Origin of the sequence: Streptomyces sp. NPDC018610, assembly GCF_044391765.1 — a bacterium.
GTDB lineage: Bacteria > Actinomycetota > Actinomycetes > Streptomycetales > Streptomycetaceae > Streptomyces.
Genome location: NZ_JBISAL010000009.1, coordinates 78,910 through 95,256, shown reverse-complemented (window position 1 = coordinate 95,256; position 16,347 = coordinate 78,910). Strand labels below are relative to the sequence as shown.

Genomic DNA, 16,347 nt, shown 5'->3' with positions numbered 1-16,347 from the left:
GCGGCTCAACCCGCCGGCACCGACTGCTCCGCGGGGAGCCGGCCGTAGACGCGTTCCGGGGTCAGCGGCAACGCGCGGTATCGGACGCCCGTCGCGTCATGCACCGCGTTCGCGAGCGCGGGGGCCACCGGGTTGACGCAGCACTCGGCCATGCCCTTGGCCCGCATGGGGCCCACCGAGTCCGCCGAACTCACGAGGAGGACCTCGGTGCGGGGGATGTCGGCGTAGGCGGGGATGCGATAGTTGCGGAGGTTCGGGTTGACCATGACGCCGCTGTCGTCGACGTGGTGGTTCTCGGTCAGCGCGAAGCCGATCCCCTGGGCGACTCCACCCTCCACCTGTCCCCTGACCTGCGCCGGGTTGATGATCACTCCGGCGTCCGCCGCGTGCACGCTGTACAGGATCCGTATCTCACCCGTCATACGGTGCACGGCGACCCGGAACCCCTGCGTGTTGGAGGTGACGCTCCGGGGCGAGCCGTACGCCTTGCGTGCGGCGGTGAAGCGGATCCCACGCGTCCGGGCCAGCGCGACGAGTTCGGCCAGCGACACCCGCCGGTCCCCGCAGACGACACCGTCGTCGTCCATCACGCACATCACGACATGGACACCCGTGTTCGCCGCGGCGAACTCCAGGATGCGGTCACGCACGGCGTTGGCCGCCCGCAGGACCGCGTTGCCCGCCACGAAGAGGCCTGCGCTCGCGAAGGCGCCGGTGTCGAATCCCGTGCGGTCGGTGTCGGACTGCACCAGACGGATCCGCGCGGGCGTCGTGCCCAGCTGGTTGGCCGCGATCTGGACATGGGCCGTTGAGGTTCCCTCGCCGAACTCGGCGGTGCCGACAGCGAGTTCGTAGATGAGATCGTCACCCAGGGTGACCCATGCCTCGGAGAGGTGCTCCGTGGGAGGGGCGGTCTCGTGCAGCGAACTCGCCGCACCGGCTCCGACGAGCCACTCGGGGCCGGGGGGCGGGCGGCCGGCCGTACGGGCCAGGGCGTCGCCCACCCGGTCGATGCACTCGGCGAGTCCGTCCTCGGTGAAGATCACGTCGTCGGGGCCGTCGTGCAGGGCGACCAGGGGCTCACCCGCCCGGACGATGTTGCGCCGGCGCAGTTCCAGCGGATCGATGTGAAGGGCGCGGGCCAGTTCGTCCATCGCCGACTCCACCGCGAACGCCGGCTGCGTCATCCCGTAACCCCGCAGCGCCCCGCTCGGCACGGTGTTCGTGTAGACGGAGTACGCGTCGTACCTCTTGTGGGGGCAGCGGTAGATCATGACGGCGGCTCCGCCCGCGTACAGCGTCTCACCGCCGTGATTGCCGTAGGCCCCGGTGTTCGACACGTTGCGCACCTGGAAGGCGGTGAGCGTTCCGTCGGCCTTCGCGCCGAGCTTGACCGTCAGGGTCATCGGGTGCCGCGGCGAGGCCGTGGTGAACTCCTCCTCGCGGGTGTACTCGAGACACGTGGGCCGTCCGGTGTCCAGGGTGGCGAGGGAGACCAGGTCCTCGGCGATCACCTCCTGCTTGCCGCCGAACCCGCCGCCGACCCGCCCGCAGAACACCCTCAACTGATCCGGTCGCAGCGCGAACAGGTACTCCAGCTTGACCTTGGCGATCGACGGTGACTGCGAACTGGTGCGGACGTTCAGCCGGCCGTTCTCCATCCAGGCGATGGAACCGTGGGTCTCCAGGTGAGCGTGCTGCACCCGCGGTGAGAAGTACGTGCCTTCGTGGACCACGTCGGCCGCGGCGAACCCGGCGTCGACGTCACCGATGTGCGAGTGGAGTTCGAGCAGGATGTTGTGGACGGGGTCGCGGACGAACGGGTCGTGGGAACCGTGCAGCTGTGGTGCGCCGTCGGCCATCGCGGCCTCCGGGTCGAACACCGCCGGCAGCACCTCGTACTCGACCGCGAGACGCCGGCAGCCCTCCTCCGCCGCCCCGACCGTGTCGGCCAGGACCGCGGCGACGCGCTGGCCGGCGAAGCGGACGGTGTCGTCGAGGATACGGGTGTCGTCCGGGTCGACCAGGTGATCGGTGTGGATCGCCGTGGTGAAGCGTCTGCGGGGGACGTCCTCCCAGGTGTACACCCGGTGGACGCCGGGCACCGCCAGGGCGGCGCTCTTGTCGATCGACAGGATCCGGGCGTGCGCGTGGGGTGAGCGCAGCACCTTGAGGTGCAGCAGGCCGTCGATGTGGGTGTCCATGGTGAACTCGGCGTGACCCGTCACCACGTCATGGCCCGCGGGCGCGCCGACGCTCGTCCCGACGGCCTTCCCCGGTGCCGCCGTCTCCACCGCGCTGACGCCCATCACCGCGTCCTCGATCGCCCGGTACCCGGTGCAGCGGCAGAGGTTGCCCTTCAACGCCCTCGGCAGATCCGCCTTCTGCGCCTCGGTGAAGGTCGCCGAGGTCATGATCATCCCCGCGGTGCAGAAACCGCACTGGAAGCCGGGGGCGTCCTCGAACTGCCGCTGCATCGGATGCGGGGCGCCCGGCCGTCCGAGGCCCTCGATCGTGGTCACCTCTCGGCCGTCCGCGCGGAAGGCGGGGGTGATGCAGCTGTGCACCGGTGCGCCGTCCAGCCACACCGTGCAGGCTCCGCAGTCGCCCGCGTCGCACCCCTTCTTGACGCCGAAGTGGCCGAGTTCGCGCAGGAAGGTGCGCAGGCACTGACCGGGGGCCGGTTCCCGGTCGAATCTCTTGCTGTTCACCGTGTAACTCATGCCAGGTCCCCAGCCGCGAGTTCGCGGCAGATCTCCTCGGCGAAGTGCCGTGTCAGATGCCGACGGTGGTCAGGGGTTCCATTGGGATCGGCGAACCAGACGTCGGCCGGCACGGCGTCGAGGCTCTGGCGCAGGGTCCGGACGTCGGGCAGGGAGTCGAAGACCATGCGGACCGGCCGGGTGGTACCGGCCGTGACGGTGAGCATCAGGTCGCTCGCCCCCAGCCGCTGCGTGCCGACGAGGAACACCGTCGATCGGCCGAGCCGGGTCAGTGCGAAGCGACGGTGCGCGCTGCGTTTGCGCAGCGCACGCTCCGGAACGGTGACGCGCCGGAGGATCTCCCCCGGGGCGAGGACGTTGCGGTGGTCGCCCGTGACGAAGTCGAGTGCGTCGACGAAGCGCACGGAGCCGTCGGGCGCCCACAGTTCGTACCGCGCCTCCAACGCGACCGTCAGCGTGATCATCGGACCGGCGGGCAAGGACATGCAGATGTTCCCGCCGACGGTCGCCGCGTTCCAGACCTTGAACGAGGACAGGAACGCCTCACAGCTCGTCCGGAGAAGGATCCCGGCGGTCCAGTGCTTCGGCCACGGAAAGGCGTACAGGTCCCGGACCGTGCACGTGGCGCCGATCTCCAGGCCCTCGTCCGACACGACGAGGGGTTCCCAACGCAACGCCGTGAGGTCGATCAACCGCCGCAGGTCCGGCTGCTCCACGGAATAGAGCCACGTCCCGCCCGCGAGCCAGGCATCGCCCTCGTGCCAGTCCGTGCCCGGCCGTTCGGCCGGTCGCCGAACCACTTCGGTGATGGTGTTGAGGTCCATGGACGCCGACCTACGGAGATGAGGATGCGGGAGGACGACTGTCCCCCGGCGCTGTCCGGGTGCGCTTCCCGCTGATCGATCAGCGGGACGTCGGCCGCCGACCTTACCGTGCACAGCGGCTGAGCCGCTCGGAATCGGCAAGCCTCGTATTTTGTCGCATCTTATCGCAGTATGCGGGTGACGGCCCAGCCGGGGACCACCGAGCGCGTCCGCCCCGCTCTCCAGTCCCGCGGCCGGCCGTCGCACTGTGGCCCCGCGCCCGCCGCCCCGCCCGGACCGGCTGGTCGGATCAGACACGGCCGACCCGCGCGTGGGTCAGCCGTCCCGGCGTGCGGTCCGGCGGGGGCGGTGCGACGTCGTAAGTGGCCGGGCCTCGGGTCTGTCGCCCCGTCCGGCGGTGCGGTGCGGCTCAGCCGACGGTGACGGTGTACGTGATGCGCTCGGGGGCCCGGGCGGAGGGGGCCGCCCCCGTGGTCGGGCCGGCGGCGGGTCCGGTCGTTGCCGGCGGCCGCGTGGAGTCGTTGCCCTGGCAGGTGGTGAAGGTGCAGTGCAGCAGCGTGAACCGGGTGGTCCCCTCGCCCGTGGCCTCGAAGGTGAAGGTGAGCCGGCCGCCGGCGCCGGGCATCGGCTCCCCGCCGGAGTTCGACGCGTAGTCCTGGCCGCGGCTGACCAGCACCGAGGGGTCGGGCTCGGGGGCGACCAGGTACCAGTACTCGCGGGTGGAGGCGTTCTGGCCGACGGTGAGCGTGAAGCGCTCGCCCGGCTCGGCGGTGACGCTGGTGTCCTTCACCGGATGGCTCGTCGCGCCGCTCGCAGGGCGGCTCGTGGAGCCGCCGATGGGTTCGCCGGCGCCCGAGCCGCAGCCCGTGGCGAGAGCGAGGAGCGCGGTCGCCGCGATCGCGGCGCCGCTCCTGCCGCCGCGGATTGTGGACGCCGTACGCGTCAGGGTTTGCCGGAAGCCTTGCCCGTGTCGCCTCGACGAAGTCGTCCTCGCCGGCCCAGGTGGTTCCGCCCCGAGGTCGCGCACCCGAAGCACGTCGTCCTCCTGGGCGATGCTGGTCATGTCCTGGTCCGGCAGCCGTCCGGGCCCACCGCGCCTCCTCCGTACGCACGTTCGGTCATGGCGGCGGGCAGGCTAACACGCACCGCGTGCACGGGGGATCACACGCCGTCCGCCGCGCACACCTCCTCCACACCGCCTGCCCTCCTCCCGCGGCGGCCTCGGTCTCCGCCGCGCCGAAGACGCCGCCGGGAGGGGACGGCGCCGGGTCCCGCCGAGGACACCGTCACGGTGGGAACCGGGGGGCCGCGGTCAGGCCGGCGCGTTCTCCGGCGCGGGGCCGGCCGGGGAGGCGTCCGGGCGCTGTTCGAACTGTGTGCGGTACAGCTCCGCGTACCGGCCGTCGGCCGCCATGAGTTCGTCGTGGGCGCCGCGTTCGACGATCCTGCCCGCCTCGACGACCAGGATGAGGTCGGCGGCGCGCACCGTGGACAGCCGGTGGGCGATCACCAGTGCGGTGCGGTCGGCCAGGGCCTCGGTCAGGGCCTCCTGGACGGCGGCCTCCGAGGTGTTGTCGAGGTGGGCGGTGGCCTCGTCGAGGATGACGACCCGCTGGCGGGCCAGCAGCAGCCGGGCGATGGTCATGCGCTGGCGTTCGCCTCCGGAGAGGCGGTAGCCGCGCTCACCGACGACCGTGTCCAGACCCTCGGGCAGGGTGCGGACCAGGGCGTCGAGGCGGGCCCGGCGCAGCGCCTCCCACAGGTGCTCCTCGCTCGCCTCCGGGCGGGCCAGGAGCAGGTTGGCGCGCACCGAGTCGTGGAAGAGGTGTCCGTCCTGGGTGACCATGCCGACCGTGGCGCGCAGGGAGGCGGCGCTCAGGTCGCGCACGTCCACGCCGCCGACGCGTACGGCGCCCGCGTCGACGTCGTACAGGCGGGGCAGCAGTTGCGCGACGGTGGACTTCCCGGCGCCGGAGGAGCCGACCAGGGCGACGGTCCGGCCGGGCTCGGCGCGGAAGGAGACGCCGTGCAGGACCTCGTCGCCGCCGGGCGTCCCGCCCTCCCCGTCGGATTCCAGGGCCCGGGGGGTGGTGCCGAGGGTCGCCACCTCCTCCAGTGAGGCGAGGGAGACCTTCTCGGCGGGCGGGTAGCCGAAGCGGACGTCGTCGAACTCGACGGCGACGGGGCCGTCCGGCACCTCGCGGGCGTCCGGCTTCTCCTCGATCAGCGGCTTCAGGTCGAGCACCTCGAAGACCCGCTCGAAACTGACCAGGGCGCTCATCACGTCCACGCGCGCCCCGGCGAGCGCGGTGAGCGGCGCGTACAGGCGGGTCAGCAGGAGGGCGAGGGAGACGACGGCGCCCGGTTCCAGGGAGCCGCGCAGGGCGAACCAGCCGCCGAGGCCGTAGACCAGGGCGAGCGCGAGGGAGGACACCAGGGTCAGCGCGGTCATGAACGCCGACTGCGCGGTCGCCGTGCGGATGCCGATGTCCCGGACCCGGCGGGCGCGGGCCGCGAACTGGTTCGACTCCTCCTCGGGGCGGCCGAAGAGCTTGACGAGGGTGGCGCCGGGGGCGGAGAAGCGCTCGGTCATCCGGGTGCTCATCGCGGCGTTGAGCGTGGCCGCCTCCCGCTGCATCCGGGCCATCCTGGCGCCCATCCTGCGGGCCGGGAGCACGAACAGCGGCAGCAGGACCAGGGCGAGCAGGGTGATCTGCCAGGACAGGGTGAGCATGACGGCGAGCGTGAGCAGCAGCGTGACCACGTTGCTCACCACGCCGGACAGGGTGCTGCTGAAGGCGCGCTGGGCGCCGATGACGTCGTTGTTGAGCCGGGAGACGAGCGCTCCGGTGCGGGTGCGGGTGAAGAAGGCGACGGGCATGCGCTGCACATGGTCGAAGACGGCCGTGCGCAGGTCGAGGATGAGCCCTTCGCCGAGCGTCGCCGACAGGCGGCGGCCGAGGACTCCGAGCGCCGCCTCGGCCACCGCGATCGCGGCGATCAGCAGCGCCAGGCGGACGACCGTCGCCCGGTCGCCGTGCGCGACGATGACTTCGACGACCCGGCCGGCGAGGACGGGGGTGGCCACGGCGAGCAGCGCCGTCACCGCCCCCAGGGCGACGAAGTACACGATGCGGCGGCGGTGGGGGCGGGCGAACGCTGCGATGCGGCGCAGCGTGGCGCGGGCGAAGGGACGGTGTCCCTGCTGGGCGTCCATGACGCTGCGCAGTTGCGTCCAGGCGGTGGTCTCCATGCTCATGGAGGGAAACGTAGAACCTCGAGCAATATCGAGGTCAACCGCGCGTTCGAGGTCGGCCGCGCGTGGCGAGTGCGGAGTAATCTGCCGTTCCCGTCCGCCGAAGGAGGCCCTCGCCCATGCCGGTACGCGTCGAACGCCAGGGGTACGTCAGCACCGTCGTCCTGTCCCGGCCGGCGGCCAGGAACGCGGTGGACGGGCCGACCGCCGCCGAACTGGCCGCGGCGTTCCGTGCGTTCGAGGCCGACGACGAGGCCAGGGTCGCGGTGCTGTGGGGCGAGGGCGGCACGTTCTGCGCGGGCGCGGACCTGAAGGCGGTCGGCACCGACCGCGGCAACCGGGTCGCCGAGGACGGCGACGGCCCGATGGGGCCGACCCGGATGCGGCTGTCGAAGCCGGTGATCGCGGCCGTCGCGGGTCACGCGGTGGCGGGCGGTCTGGAGCTGGCGCTGTGGTGCGATCTGCGGGTGGCCGAGGAGGACGCCGTGTTCGGGGTGTTCTGCCGCCGCTGGGGCGTGCCGCTGATCGACGGCGGCACGGTCCGGCTGCCCCGGCTGATCGGCACCGGCCGCGCCCTGGACATGATCCTCACCGGGCGCCCGGTGCCGGCCCCGGAGGCGTACGAAATGGGGCTCGTGAACCGGGTGGTGCCGACCGGGCGGTCCCGTGCCGAGGCGGAGCGGCTGGCCGCCGCGATCGCGGGGTTCCCGCAGGACTGCCTGCGCTCCGACCGCGCCTCGGCCCTGGACCAGGAGGGGCGGCCGGAACAGGAGGCGATGCACCGCGAACTCGGCTACGGCGCCGCCGTGTTGCCGGGCGGGATCGAGGGCGCCGGGCGGTTCGCGGCGGGGGCGGGGCGGCACGGGGCGTTCGGGGAGGCGTGAGATGCGCCGGGGGCGGGTGAGACGCCCGGGGCGGTGAGCCGCGGGGGCGGTGCACCGCTACGGGTGACCGGGCCGGTCACGGTGCGAACCGCCCCGCCGGATACGGCAGGATGAGCGATCGCGCCGCACGCGGAGCCTTCGGGATCCCCGAACACGGCGGCGCGCCAGCACATCCCGGAACCGAGCAGGTGACAACGTGACGCAACCTCACATCCGGCCCTCGGCGGCCCCGTACGCCGCCAAGCGGCCCTCGGGAGGCCGCCGGTGAACCGCGCCATGACCCTGGACGATCTCACCCTCGCCGGCATCGCCGTCGCCGCGGGCCTGGCCGGGGCGTTCCTCTCGCGCACGCTGCTGCGCTGGCTCGCCAAGCACGCCAAGCGGACCAAGTGGAGCGGCGACGACGTCATCGTGGACGCGCTGCGCACGGTCGTGCCGTGGGCGGCGATCGCGGGCGGCGCGGCGGCCGCGGCCGCGATACTCCCCCTGCACCGCACGGTGCAGCACCACGTCGACCAGATCCTGACCGTGTGGGTCATCTTCGTGGTCACCCTCTCGGCGGCCCGGGTGATCGCCGGTCTGGTGCGGACGGTCACCCAGTCCCGTTCCGGGGTCGCCGGATCGGCCACGATCTTCGTCAACATCACCCGGATACTGGTCCTGGCGATCGGCTTCCTGGTGGTGCTCCAGACCCTGGGCATCTCGATAGCGCCGCTGCTCACCGCTCTGGGCGTGGGCGGTCTGGCGGTCGCGCTCGCCCTGCAGGACACCCTCGCCAACCTCTTCGCCGGCGTCCACATCCTCGCCTCCAAGACGGTCCAGCCCGGTGACTACATCCGGCTGAGCACGGGCGAGGAGGGCTATGTCGAGGACATCAACTGGCGCCAGACGACGGTCCGCCAGCTCTCCAACAACCTGGTCGTGATCCCCAACGGGCAGCTCGCCAAGACCAACATGACCAACTTCACCCGGCCCGAGCAGCGGCTGACGGTCCTGGTGCAGGTGGGGGTCGGCTACGACAGCGATCTGGAGCACGTCGAGCGGGTGACGCTGGAGGTGGTGGCCGAGGTGATGCACGAGATCACCGGCGCGCTGCCGGAGCACGAGCCCGCCATCCGGTTCCACACCTTCGGCGACTCCCGGATCGGCTTCACGGTCATCCTGGGCGTCGGCGAGTTCAGCGACCAGTACCGGATCAAACACGAGTTCATCAAGCGCCTGCACCGGCGCTACCGCGACGAGGGCATCAGCATCCCCGCGCCGACCCGGACGGTCGCGCTGCACCAGGGCACGGCGGCCATACCGCAGCAGCGCAGCGGCGCGGACGCGGGGTCCGGCACCGGGGTGCTCTGACGGCAGGGAGCGGGAGGGCGGGCACCGGCCGGCGGTGCCCGCCCTCTCGCCTTCGCGCACCCGGCGCGGTCCGGCGGCGCGGCGCGCTCGGCCATATGCTCGAAAGAGCATGGTTTCCTCCTCCGACGCCCCGATGCCCGAGCCGACGCCCGAACCGGCGGCCGGGCCCACTCGCAAGCCCGCAGCGGGACCCGCGCGCCATCCGTCGACCGGACCCGCGCGCCACCCCTCGACCGGACCGGTCGGCGGGCCGGCTGCCGGATCCGGGACCGGGACCCCGCGCGATCCCGACGCCGATCCCGACGCCGTCCCGGCGCCCGCGTGGCTCGACCGGCGACTGGACGCCATCGGGCGCCAGCCGTTCCGGGCCCGGTTCCACCTGCGCGGCCGGGACCGGGTCACCGCCGAGACGCGCGGGCCGGCCACCCTGCGGTGGCACGCGCGCGACCTCATCACCCAGCGGCTGGCGCCGGCCGCGCCGTACAAGGACGGCAAGCAGACGCCCTACCGGGGCCACCCGGTCTTCGTCGCCCAGCACGCCACCGCCACCTGCTGTCGCGGCTGCCTGGAGCGCTGGCACCGGATACCCCAAGGGCGCGAGCTGAGCCGCGCGGAGCGGGCGTACGTGGTGGAGGTGATCTGCCGCTGGATCGAGCGCGAGGTGGCGGGCGGATGAGCCGGCCCGGCCCGCGGCGACGGCCTACGGGGCGGCGGCCGACGGCGGCGTCCCCGGCGCGGCCCGTGCCGGACCCCTGTCGAGCCGGGGCCGATCACGAGATATCTTGATGTCGAGCAATGTTGCAGACGTGGACGTGGAGCGGAGCACCCGGTGACTGACTCGAGCATCATCTACACACACACTGACGAGGCCCCGGCCCTGGCGACGTATTCCTTCCTGCCGGTGGTCAAGGCGTACGCCGGGCAGGCCGGTGTGGCCGTGGAGACCCGTGACATCTCGCTGGCCGGGCGCATCATCGCCGTGTTCCCGGAGTACCTGAACGAGGACCAGCGCATCCCCGACGCGCTGTCCGAGCTGGGCGAGCTGGCCAAGACGCCCGCGGCCAACATCATCAAGCTGCCGAACATCTCGGCCTCCATCCCGCAGCTGAAGGCCGCCGTCGCCGAGCTGCAGGCCCAGGGCTACGCGCTGCCGGACTACCCGGACGACCCGAAGACCGACGAGGAGCGCGAGATCCGCGCCCGCTACGACAAGGTCAAGGGCTCGGCGGTCAACCCGGTCCTGCGTGAGGGCAACTCCGACCGCCGTGCCCCCGCCTCGGTCAAGAACTACGCCAAGACGCACCCGCACCGCATGGGCGCCTGGACCCCCGAGTCCAAGACGAACGTGGCGACCATGGGCGTGGACGACTTCCGCTCCACCGAGAAGTCCGCGGTGATCGCCGAGGACGGCGCGCTGCGCATCGAGCTCGTCGGCGACGACGGCACGACCACCGTGCTGCGCGAGTCCGTACCCGTCCTGAAGGGCGAGGTCGTCGACGCCTCCGTGATGCACGTCGCGCCGCTGCGCGAGTTCCTCACGGCGCAGATCGCCCGCGCCAAGCAGGAGGGTGTGCTGTTCTCCGTGCACCTGAAGGCCACGATGATGAAGGTCTCCGACCCGATCGTCTTCGGTCACGTGGTGCGCGCCTTCTTCCCGAAGACGTTCGCGAAGTACGGCGAGACGCTCGCCGCGGCCGGCCTGACCCCGAACGACGGTCTGGGCGGCATCTTCAAGGGCCTGGAGAGCCTGCCGGAGGGCGCCGAGATCAAGGCCTCCTTCGACGCCGAGCTCGCCGAGGGCCCGGAGCTGGCCATGGTCGACTCCGACAAGGGCATCACCAACCTGCACGTGCCCTCCGACGTCATCGTCGACGCCTCCATGCCGGCCATGATCCGCACCTCCGGCCACATGTGGGGCCCGGACGGCCAGGAGCACGACACCCTCGCCGTCCTCCCGGACTCCTCCTACGCGGGCGTCTACCAGGCCGTCGTCGACGACTGCCGCGCCCACGGCGCCTACGACCCGTCGACCATGGGCTCCGTCCCGAACGTCGGTCTGATGGCGCAGAAGGCCGAGGAGTACGGCAGCCACGACAAGACCTTCGAGGTCGCCACCACCGGCACGGTCCGCCTCGTCGACCAGGCCGGCGAGGTCGTGATCGAGCAGACCGTGTCGGCCGGCGACATCTTCCGCGCCTGCCAGACCAAGGACGCCCCGATCAAGGACTGGGTGAAGCTGGCCGTCACCCGTGCCCGCGCCACCGGCGACCCGGCCGTCTTCTGGCTGGACGAGACCCGCGCCCACGACGCCAACCTGATCGCGAAGGTCGAGGAGTACCTGGCGGAGCACGACACCGAGGGCCTGGACATCAAGATCCTGTCCCCCGTCGAGGCCACCAAGCTGTCGGTGGAGCGCATCCGCCGCGGCGAGAACACCATCTCCGTCACCGGCAACGTGCTGCGCGACTACCTGACCGACCTGTTCCCGATCCTGGAGCTGGGCACCAGCGCCAAGATGCTGTCGGTCGTCCCGCTGATGGCGGGCGGCGGCCTGTTCGAGACCGGCGCCGGCGGCTCCGCGCCCAAGCACGTGCAGCAGCTGGTCAAGGAGAACTACCTGCGCTGGGACTCCCTCGGCGAGTTCTTCGCCCTGGTGCCGTCCCTGGAGCAGTACGCCGAGGCCACCGGCAACGCCAAGGCCAAGGTCCTCGCCGACACCCTGGACCGGGCCACGGCGACCTTCCTCAACGAGGACAAGTCCCCGACCCGTCGCGTCGGCGGCATCGACAACCGCGGCAGCCACTTCTACCTGTCTCTGTACTGGGCGCAGGAGCTGGCCGCGCAGACCGACGACGCCGGCCTCGCCAAGGCCTTCGCGCCGCTCGCCGAGACGCTCGCCGCGAACGAGCAGAAGATCGTCGAGGAGCTGAACGCCGTCCAGGGCAAGCCGGCCGACATCGGCGGCTACTACCAGCCCGACCCGGCCAAGGCCGCCGAGGTCATGCGCCCGTCGGCCACCTGGAACGAGGCCCTGGCCGCCCTGAGCTGACCCGGGTTCCGGCGCACCCGTCCCCGACGGGCCCGCCGGCCCGCACGGCCCCGCTCCGCCCCCGCCCGGCCCTCCCGCCGGCCGGGGGCGGAGCCGTTCCGCGCCGACCGGGCGGCGCGGCCGCGGCTGGGAGCCCGCCGGCGCCGGGGCGGGGCCGGGCCACCCGTATGGCCGCCCGCCAAAGCGCTTCCGCGCGACAAGCGGGCGGGTGACGGTGAGGGTGGATGCATGACGCAGGAGATCACCACGCCCTCGCCCGACCGGGTGGCGCCGCGCCCTGCCGCCCCTGCCATCCAGGTCGCTCCGGTCACCGCGCCCCCCGTCGAGGAGCCGGCGCCGCCTCCGATACGCGACTGGCCCGCCCTCGACCTGGCGGGCACGGAGTTCGACCCCGTACTCGCCGAGCTGATGCGGGAGGGCCCGATCACCCGCATACGCCTGCCGCACGGCGAGGGCTGGGCCTGGCTGGCGACCCGCTACGACGACGTCAAGCTGATCACGAACGATCCGCGCTTCAGCCGCGCGGAGGTCACCCGGCGGCAGGTGACCCGGCTGGCACCGCACTTCAAACCGCGCCCGGGCTCGCTGGCGTGGGCCGACCAGCCCGACCACAACCGGCTGCGCAAGCCGGTCTCCGCGGCCTTCACCGTCGGCGCGATGAAGCGGCTGCGGCCCCGCGCCCAGGACCTGCTGGACGAGCTGGTGGACGCCGTGATCCGGGAGGGACCGCCCGCCGATCTGGTCGAGCGGGTGCTCGAACCCTTCCCGATCGCGGTGGTCAGCGAGGTGATGGGGGTGCCGCCCGCCGACCGGGAGCAGGTGCACACCTGGACCCGGCAGATCATCTCCATGTGCGGTGGCGCCGAGGCCGCAGACCGCGCCAAGGAGGGCATGTACGGCTGGATCAGGCGGAACGTCCGCGCCCGCCGGGACAGCGGTGCCGAGGACGTCCTGTCGCTGCTCGGCACCGCGGTGGGCCGGGGCGAGATCAGCGAGGAGGAGGCGGTCGGTCTCGCCGGTCCCCTCCAGATAGGCGGGGAGGCCGTCACCCACAACTGCGGCCAGATGCTGTACCTGCTGCTGACCCGCCCCGAGCTGATGGCCCGGATGCGCGAGCGGCCCGGGGAGCGCGGCCCGGTCCTGGACGAGCTGCTGCGCCACATCCCGCACCGCAGCACCGTGGGCCTGGCCCGGATCGCGCTGGAGGACGTGGAGCTGCACGGGGTGCGCATCGCCGCGGGCGAGCCCGTCTACGTCTCCTACCTGGCCGCCAACCGCGACCCGGCCGTCTTCCCGGACCCGGACCGCGTCGACCCCGACCGCGCACCCTGCCCGCATCTCGCCTTCGGCAACGGCCCGCACTACTGCACCGGCGCGGTCCTCGCCCGGCTGCAGATCGAGCTGCTGGTCGACACGCTGCTCGGCCGACTGCCCGGTCTGCGGCTCGCGGTCCCGCCCGGCCGGGTCGAATGGCGCCGCGGGACGATGATCCGCGGCCCGCAGACCCTGCCGGTCACCTGGTGAGGGCGGCGGGCCAGGCGGTGCGGGCGGCGGGCGGGCCGGTGCGGACGGCGGGCGGGCTCACGCCCGCAGCCACTCGGTGACCACCACCTCGCCCCCCGTGCGCACCCGCAGGGCGAACGGTCCGGCGGGCGGCGCCTCGCCGGTGAAGCGGCCGAGGCCGTCGGCCGTGAGCCCGGTTCCCGGGCGCGGGCCGTGCAGCACCTCGATGCCGGCCGGCTGCGGCGGCATCAGCTGACCCAGCAGGCCGTCCCCGGTGACCTCCACGTCGACGGTGAGCGCGCCGGCCTGGAAGGTGAGCATGCGCGGGACGTCCATGGCGCCCCTGACCGGGATCGCGTCGACCAGGGAGTCGAAGGTCAGCTCGGCGACCCGGGTCTCCAGGTCGTGCAGCGCGTAGGCGTCCAGGGCGAGTTGGCGCAGCTCGTCCGGGACGGGGTCGAGGACGGCGGCGGCCCGCCGCAGCTCCTCCTCCAGCACCGTGTCGTCGAACTCCTCCGGGTCGCCGCCCGGTTCGTCCCCGTTGCCGATGTCGTCGTTCACTGGGTCTCCCGTGCGTCGAGTCGTGCGCGCAGCCGCCGCAGACAGCGCTGGCGCAGTGGTCCGATGCTGCCCACCGCGACGCCCAGCGCGGCGGAGACCTCCTGGTAGCTGGGCGGCGGCGAGGCGATCAGCACCCGCAGCAACTGGCGGCAGCGGTCGCCGAGCCGCTCGAACTCCTGCCACAGTCTGCGGACCCGCTCGCTCTGCGCGGCGGCCTCCTCCGAGTCGAGCAGCGACTGTTCGGGGGTGCTCTCCTCGCTGACGCGGTCGAGCAGCCGGGGATCGCTCGTCACCGTCAGCCGGCTCAGGCTCCGCAGCGTCTTCAGGCACTCGTTGCGGGCCGTGCTCGCCAGCCAGGAGCCCGCCTTGTCGGGTTCCCGGATCCGCCCGAGGTGCTGGGCGAAGCGGAACCACACGGTCTGGTACACCTCGTGCCCGTCCGCGTCGGAGAGCCGGTGCGCTCGCACCACCGACCACACCAGCGGGCTGAGCCCCTCCACCAGCGCTTTCCAGGCCGCGGCGTCACCGTCGACGGCGGACCGGACGAGCGCGCCGACATCTGCACGGTCCACGGACTCACCCTTCGTGTACGGCAAGCAATCGTACGCCGTGGAAGGGAGGGTTCCGGTCCCTGTGAGGGTCGCGGTGCTCATGCCGGGGGGTCGAGCCGTACGACGGGCGACGGGCGCCAGGTCGGGGGGCGCAGCGCGGGCACGTGCGCCCCGCGCACCTCGGCGTACTCGGTGTTGCCTTCGAGGAGTCGGCGCCGGGCGGCGCGCGCGTCGCGCTCCTTGTGCGCCGTCATGTGGGCGGCCACCATGCCGACGGCGACGGGGGTGGCGAAGGAGGTCCCGCTCCAGTGCGCGTACCCCTCGAACATCACCTGGTCCGCCTTGGCCGAGCCGTTGTCGCGGCCTTCGCTCAACAGGCCGGTGTGGCGCGGGGACTGGCAGGTGCAGGCGTAGGTGAAGCCGAACCGGCAGGTGTCGTAGGTGGAGTGCTGGTAGACGTAGGGCACCGGGGCGTCGAAGCCGGTGAGGACGCCGGTGAGCCGCTCGCCGGGGGCGTACGCCTTCACCCAGCCGCCGTGGTTGCTGAAGCAGGCGCCGTGCTCGCCGTCCCCGCGCAGCGCGCCGACCGACAGCACGCAGTCGGCGTACTCGGGCAGGTCGGCGTAGGCGGCGGGCCAGAACGGCGTGGCGCTGGCGTTGTTGCCGGCGGCGGCGACCAGGAGGCTGCCCCGGGCGCGCAGTTCGCGCATGAAGGCGTCGACGCCGAGGAGGCCGTCGGTGCGGCCGTTGGAGGTGCCGGCGGAGAGGCTGATGATGTCGGGCCAGCCGCCCTCGTCGACGGCCTCGAAGAGCTTGTGCCCGAAGTCCGACTCCAGGACGGCGCCCGCGTCGTTGAGGGTGCCTCGGACGGTGATGTCGGTGCCGGGGGCGACGGCGGCGACCAGCCCGGCGATGAACGTGCCGTGGCCTACGTACTGTTGGAGGACGCCGTGGTCGTCGGTCTCCCTGATCTGCGCGTCGCCGCGGACGTGGGCGAGCAGCGGGACGCGGCCGTGGTCGCTCATGAGGCCGGTGTCGATGACGAGGACGGCCACGGCGGTGCCGGCGTCGTAGGGGATGTCGGCGGGCGCGGGGTTGAGGCCCCGGTGGCGCGGGGCGGGCACGGGCTCGTCGCCGGGGCAGGCGTTGACCGAGGCGATCGACACGACGTGGTTGCGGCTCACCAGCCGCCGGCCGGCGCGGCCCTCGTGCTGGCGCAGGGCGCGCAGCGCGTGGGCGACGGCCTGGTCGCCTTCGCGGTCGCCGTGGCCCCGGTCGCCGACCTGGATGCGGGTGACGCCGGTGCGGTTGGTCTCCGGGCCCGCCCGGCGCACCCGGTCGGCGGACAGGCCGGGGGCCTCGGTGAAGTGCGCGCGGACGGCGTCCTCGACCATGCGGGCCTCCTCGCCGTCGCGGGCGAGGACGACGCCCTTCTCGTAGAGGAACTCGGCGGCGTCGTCCGGGCCCATCGCCAGGGGGATGCCGGGCATCGAGCGCTGGATCTGGTCGAACTGTTCACGGAATCGCTGTGGCGCCATGGAGTGTCCTCCCGGTGAGGCGGCGGTCGTCAGTCAGAGTCGCCGGTGCGTCGATTGATACATCGTCGGGTACTTTGGGGCCCGGTGCGGCCGGGGCGCGGGGGC

General features: G+C 72.9%; 12 protein-coding genes. 5 read left to right on the top strand and 7 right to left on the bottom strand.

Going from position 1 to position 16,347, the window contains the following annotated elements; genetic code table 11:
- Positions 1-5 precede the first annotated feature (5 nt).
- The 4 genes from ACH5A8_RS23135 to ACH5A8_RS23120 all read right to left on the bottom strand — a co-directional run bounded on the left by ACH5A8_RS23135 (position 6) and on the right by ACH5A8_RS23120 (position 6,800).
- Positions 6-2,723: a molybdopterin-dependent oxidoreductase gene (locus ACH5A8_RS23135; RefSeq protein ID WP_399004804.1), complete on the bottom strand. Its 2,718-nt coding sequence runs from the start codon at positions 2,721-2,723 to the stop codon at positions 6-8.
- Positions 2,720-3,547 carry an FAD binding domain-containing protein gene (locus ACH5A8_RS23130; protein WP_399004802.1) on the bottom strand — a complete coding sequence of 276 codons (828 nt, stop codon included), beginning with the start codon at positions 3,545-3,547 and terminating at the stop codon, positions 2,720-2,722. Before ACH5A8_RS23130 ends, ACH5A8_RS23135 begins: the two co-directional genes overlap by 4 nt.
- A gap of 409 nt (positions 3,548-3,956) precedes the next feature.
- Positions 3,957-4,337, bottom strand: a complete 381-nt coding sequence (locus ACH5A8_RS23125) for a protease inhibitor I42 family protein (protein WP_399004800.1) — start codon at positions 4,335-4,337, stop codon at positions 3,957-3,959.
- A 522-nt stretch (positions 4,338-4,859) separates the two neighbouring features.
- Positions 4,860-6,800 carry an ABC transporter ATP-binding protein gene (locus ACH5A8_RS23120; protein WP_399005303.1) on the bottom strand — a complete coding sequence of 647 codons (1,941 nt, stop codon included), beginning with the start codon at positions 6,798-6,800 and terminating at the stop codon, positions 4,860-4,862.
- A gap of 122 nt (positions 6,801-6,922) precedes the next feature.
- Between ACH5A8_RS23120 and ACH5A8_RS23115 the strand changes: the two genes are divergently transcribed.
- From ACH5A8_RS23115 to ACH5A8_RS23095, 5 genes are all read left to right on the top strand, one after another.
- Complete coding sequence (locus ACH5A8_RS23115; RefSeq protein ID WP_399004798.1) at positions 6,923-7,687, top strand: crotonase/enoyl-CoA hydratase family protein; 765 nt, start codon at positions 6,923-6,925, stop codon at positions 7,685-7,687.
- A gap of 264 nt (positions 7,688-7,951) precedes the next feature.
- Entirely contained in the window at positions 7,952-9,040 is a 1,089-nt protein-coding gene (locus ACH5A8_RS23110; protein ID WP_399004796.1) for a mechanosensitive ion channel family protein, read from the top strand.
- Positions 9,041-9,149: 109 nt separating this feature from the next.
- Positions 9,150-9,716, top strand: a complete 567-nt coding sequence (locus tag ACH5A8_RS23105) for a DUF4186 family protein (protein ID WP_399004794.1) — start codon at positions 9,150-9,152, stop codon at positions 9,714-9,716.
- Positions 9,717-9,869: 153 nt separating this feature from the next.
- On the top strand, positions 9,870-12,089 hold the full coding sequence (locus ACH5A8_RS23100; RefSeq protein WP_399004792.1) for an NADP-dependent isocitrate dehydrogenase: 2,220 nt from the start codon (positions 9,870-9,872) through the stop codon (positions 12,087-12,089).
- A gap of 228 nt (positions 12,090-12,317) precedes the next feature.
- Complete coding sequence (locus tag ACH5A8_RS23095) at positions 12,318-13,613, top strand: cytochrome P450 (protein WP_399004790.1); 1,296 nt, start codon at positions 12,318-12,320, stop codon at positions 13,611-13,613.
- Positions 13,614-13,670: 57 nt separating this feature from the next.
- On the opposite strand, the gene ACH5A8_RS23090 is transcribed toward ACH5A8_RS23095, so the two are convergent.
- From ACH5A8_RS23090 to ACH5A8_RS23080, 3 genes are all read right to left on the bottom strand, one after another.
- Entirely contained in the window at positions 13,671-14,153 is a 483-nt protein-coding gene (locus ACH5A8_RS23090; RefSeq protein ID WP_399004788.1) for a hypothetical protein, read from the bottom strand.
- A complete protein-coding gene (locus ACH5A8_RS23085; protein WP_399004786.1) occupies positions 14,150-14,725 on the bottom strand; it encodes an RNA polymerase sigma factor in 576 nt (191 codons plus the stop codon). The genes ACH5A8_RS23090 and ACH5A8_RS23085 overlap by 4 nt, the downstream gene beginning before the upstream one ends.
- 77 nt (positions 14,726-14,802) lie before the next feature.
- Positions 14,803-16,242, bottom strand: a complete 1,440-nt coding sequence (locus ACH5A8_RS23080) for a S8/S53 family peptidase (protein ID WP_399004784.1) — start codon at positions 16,240-16,242, stop codon at positions 14,803-14,805.
- Positions 16,243-16,347: the final 105 nt, after the last annotated feature.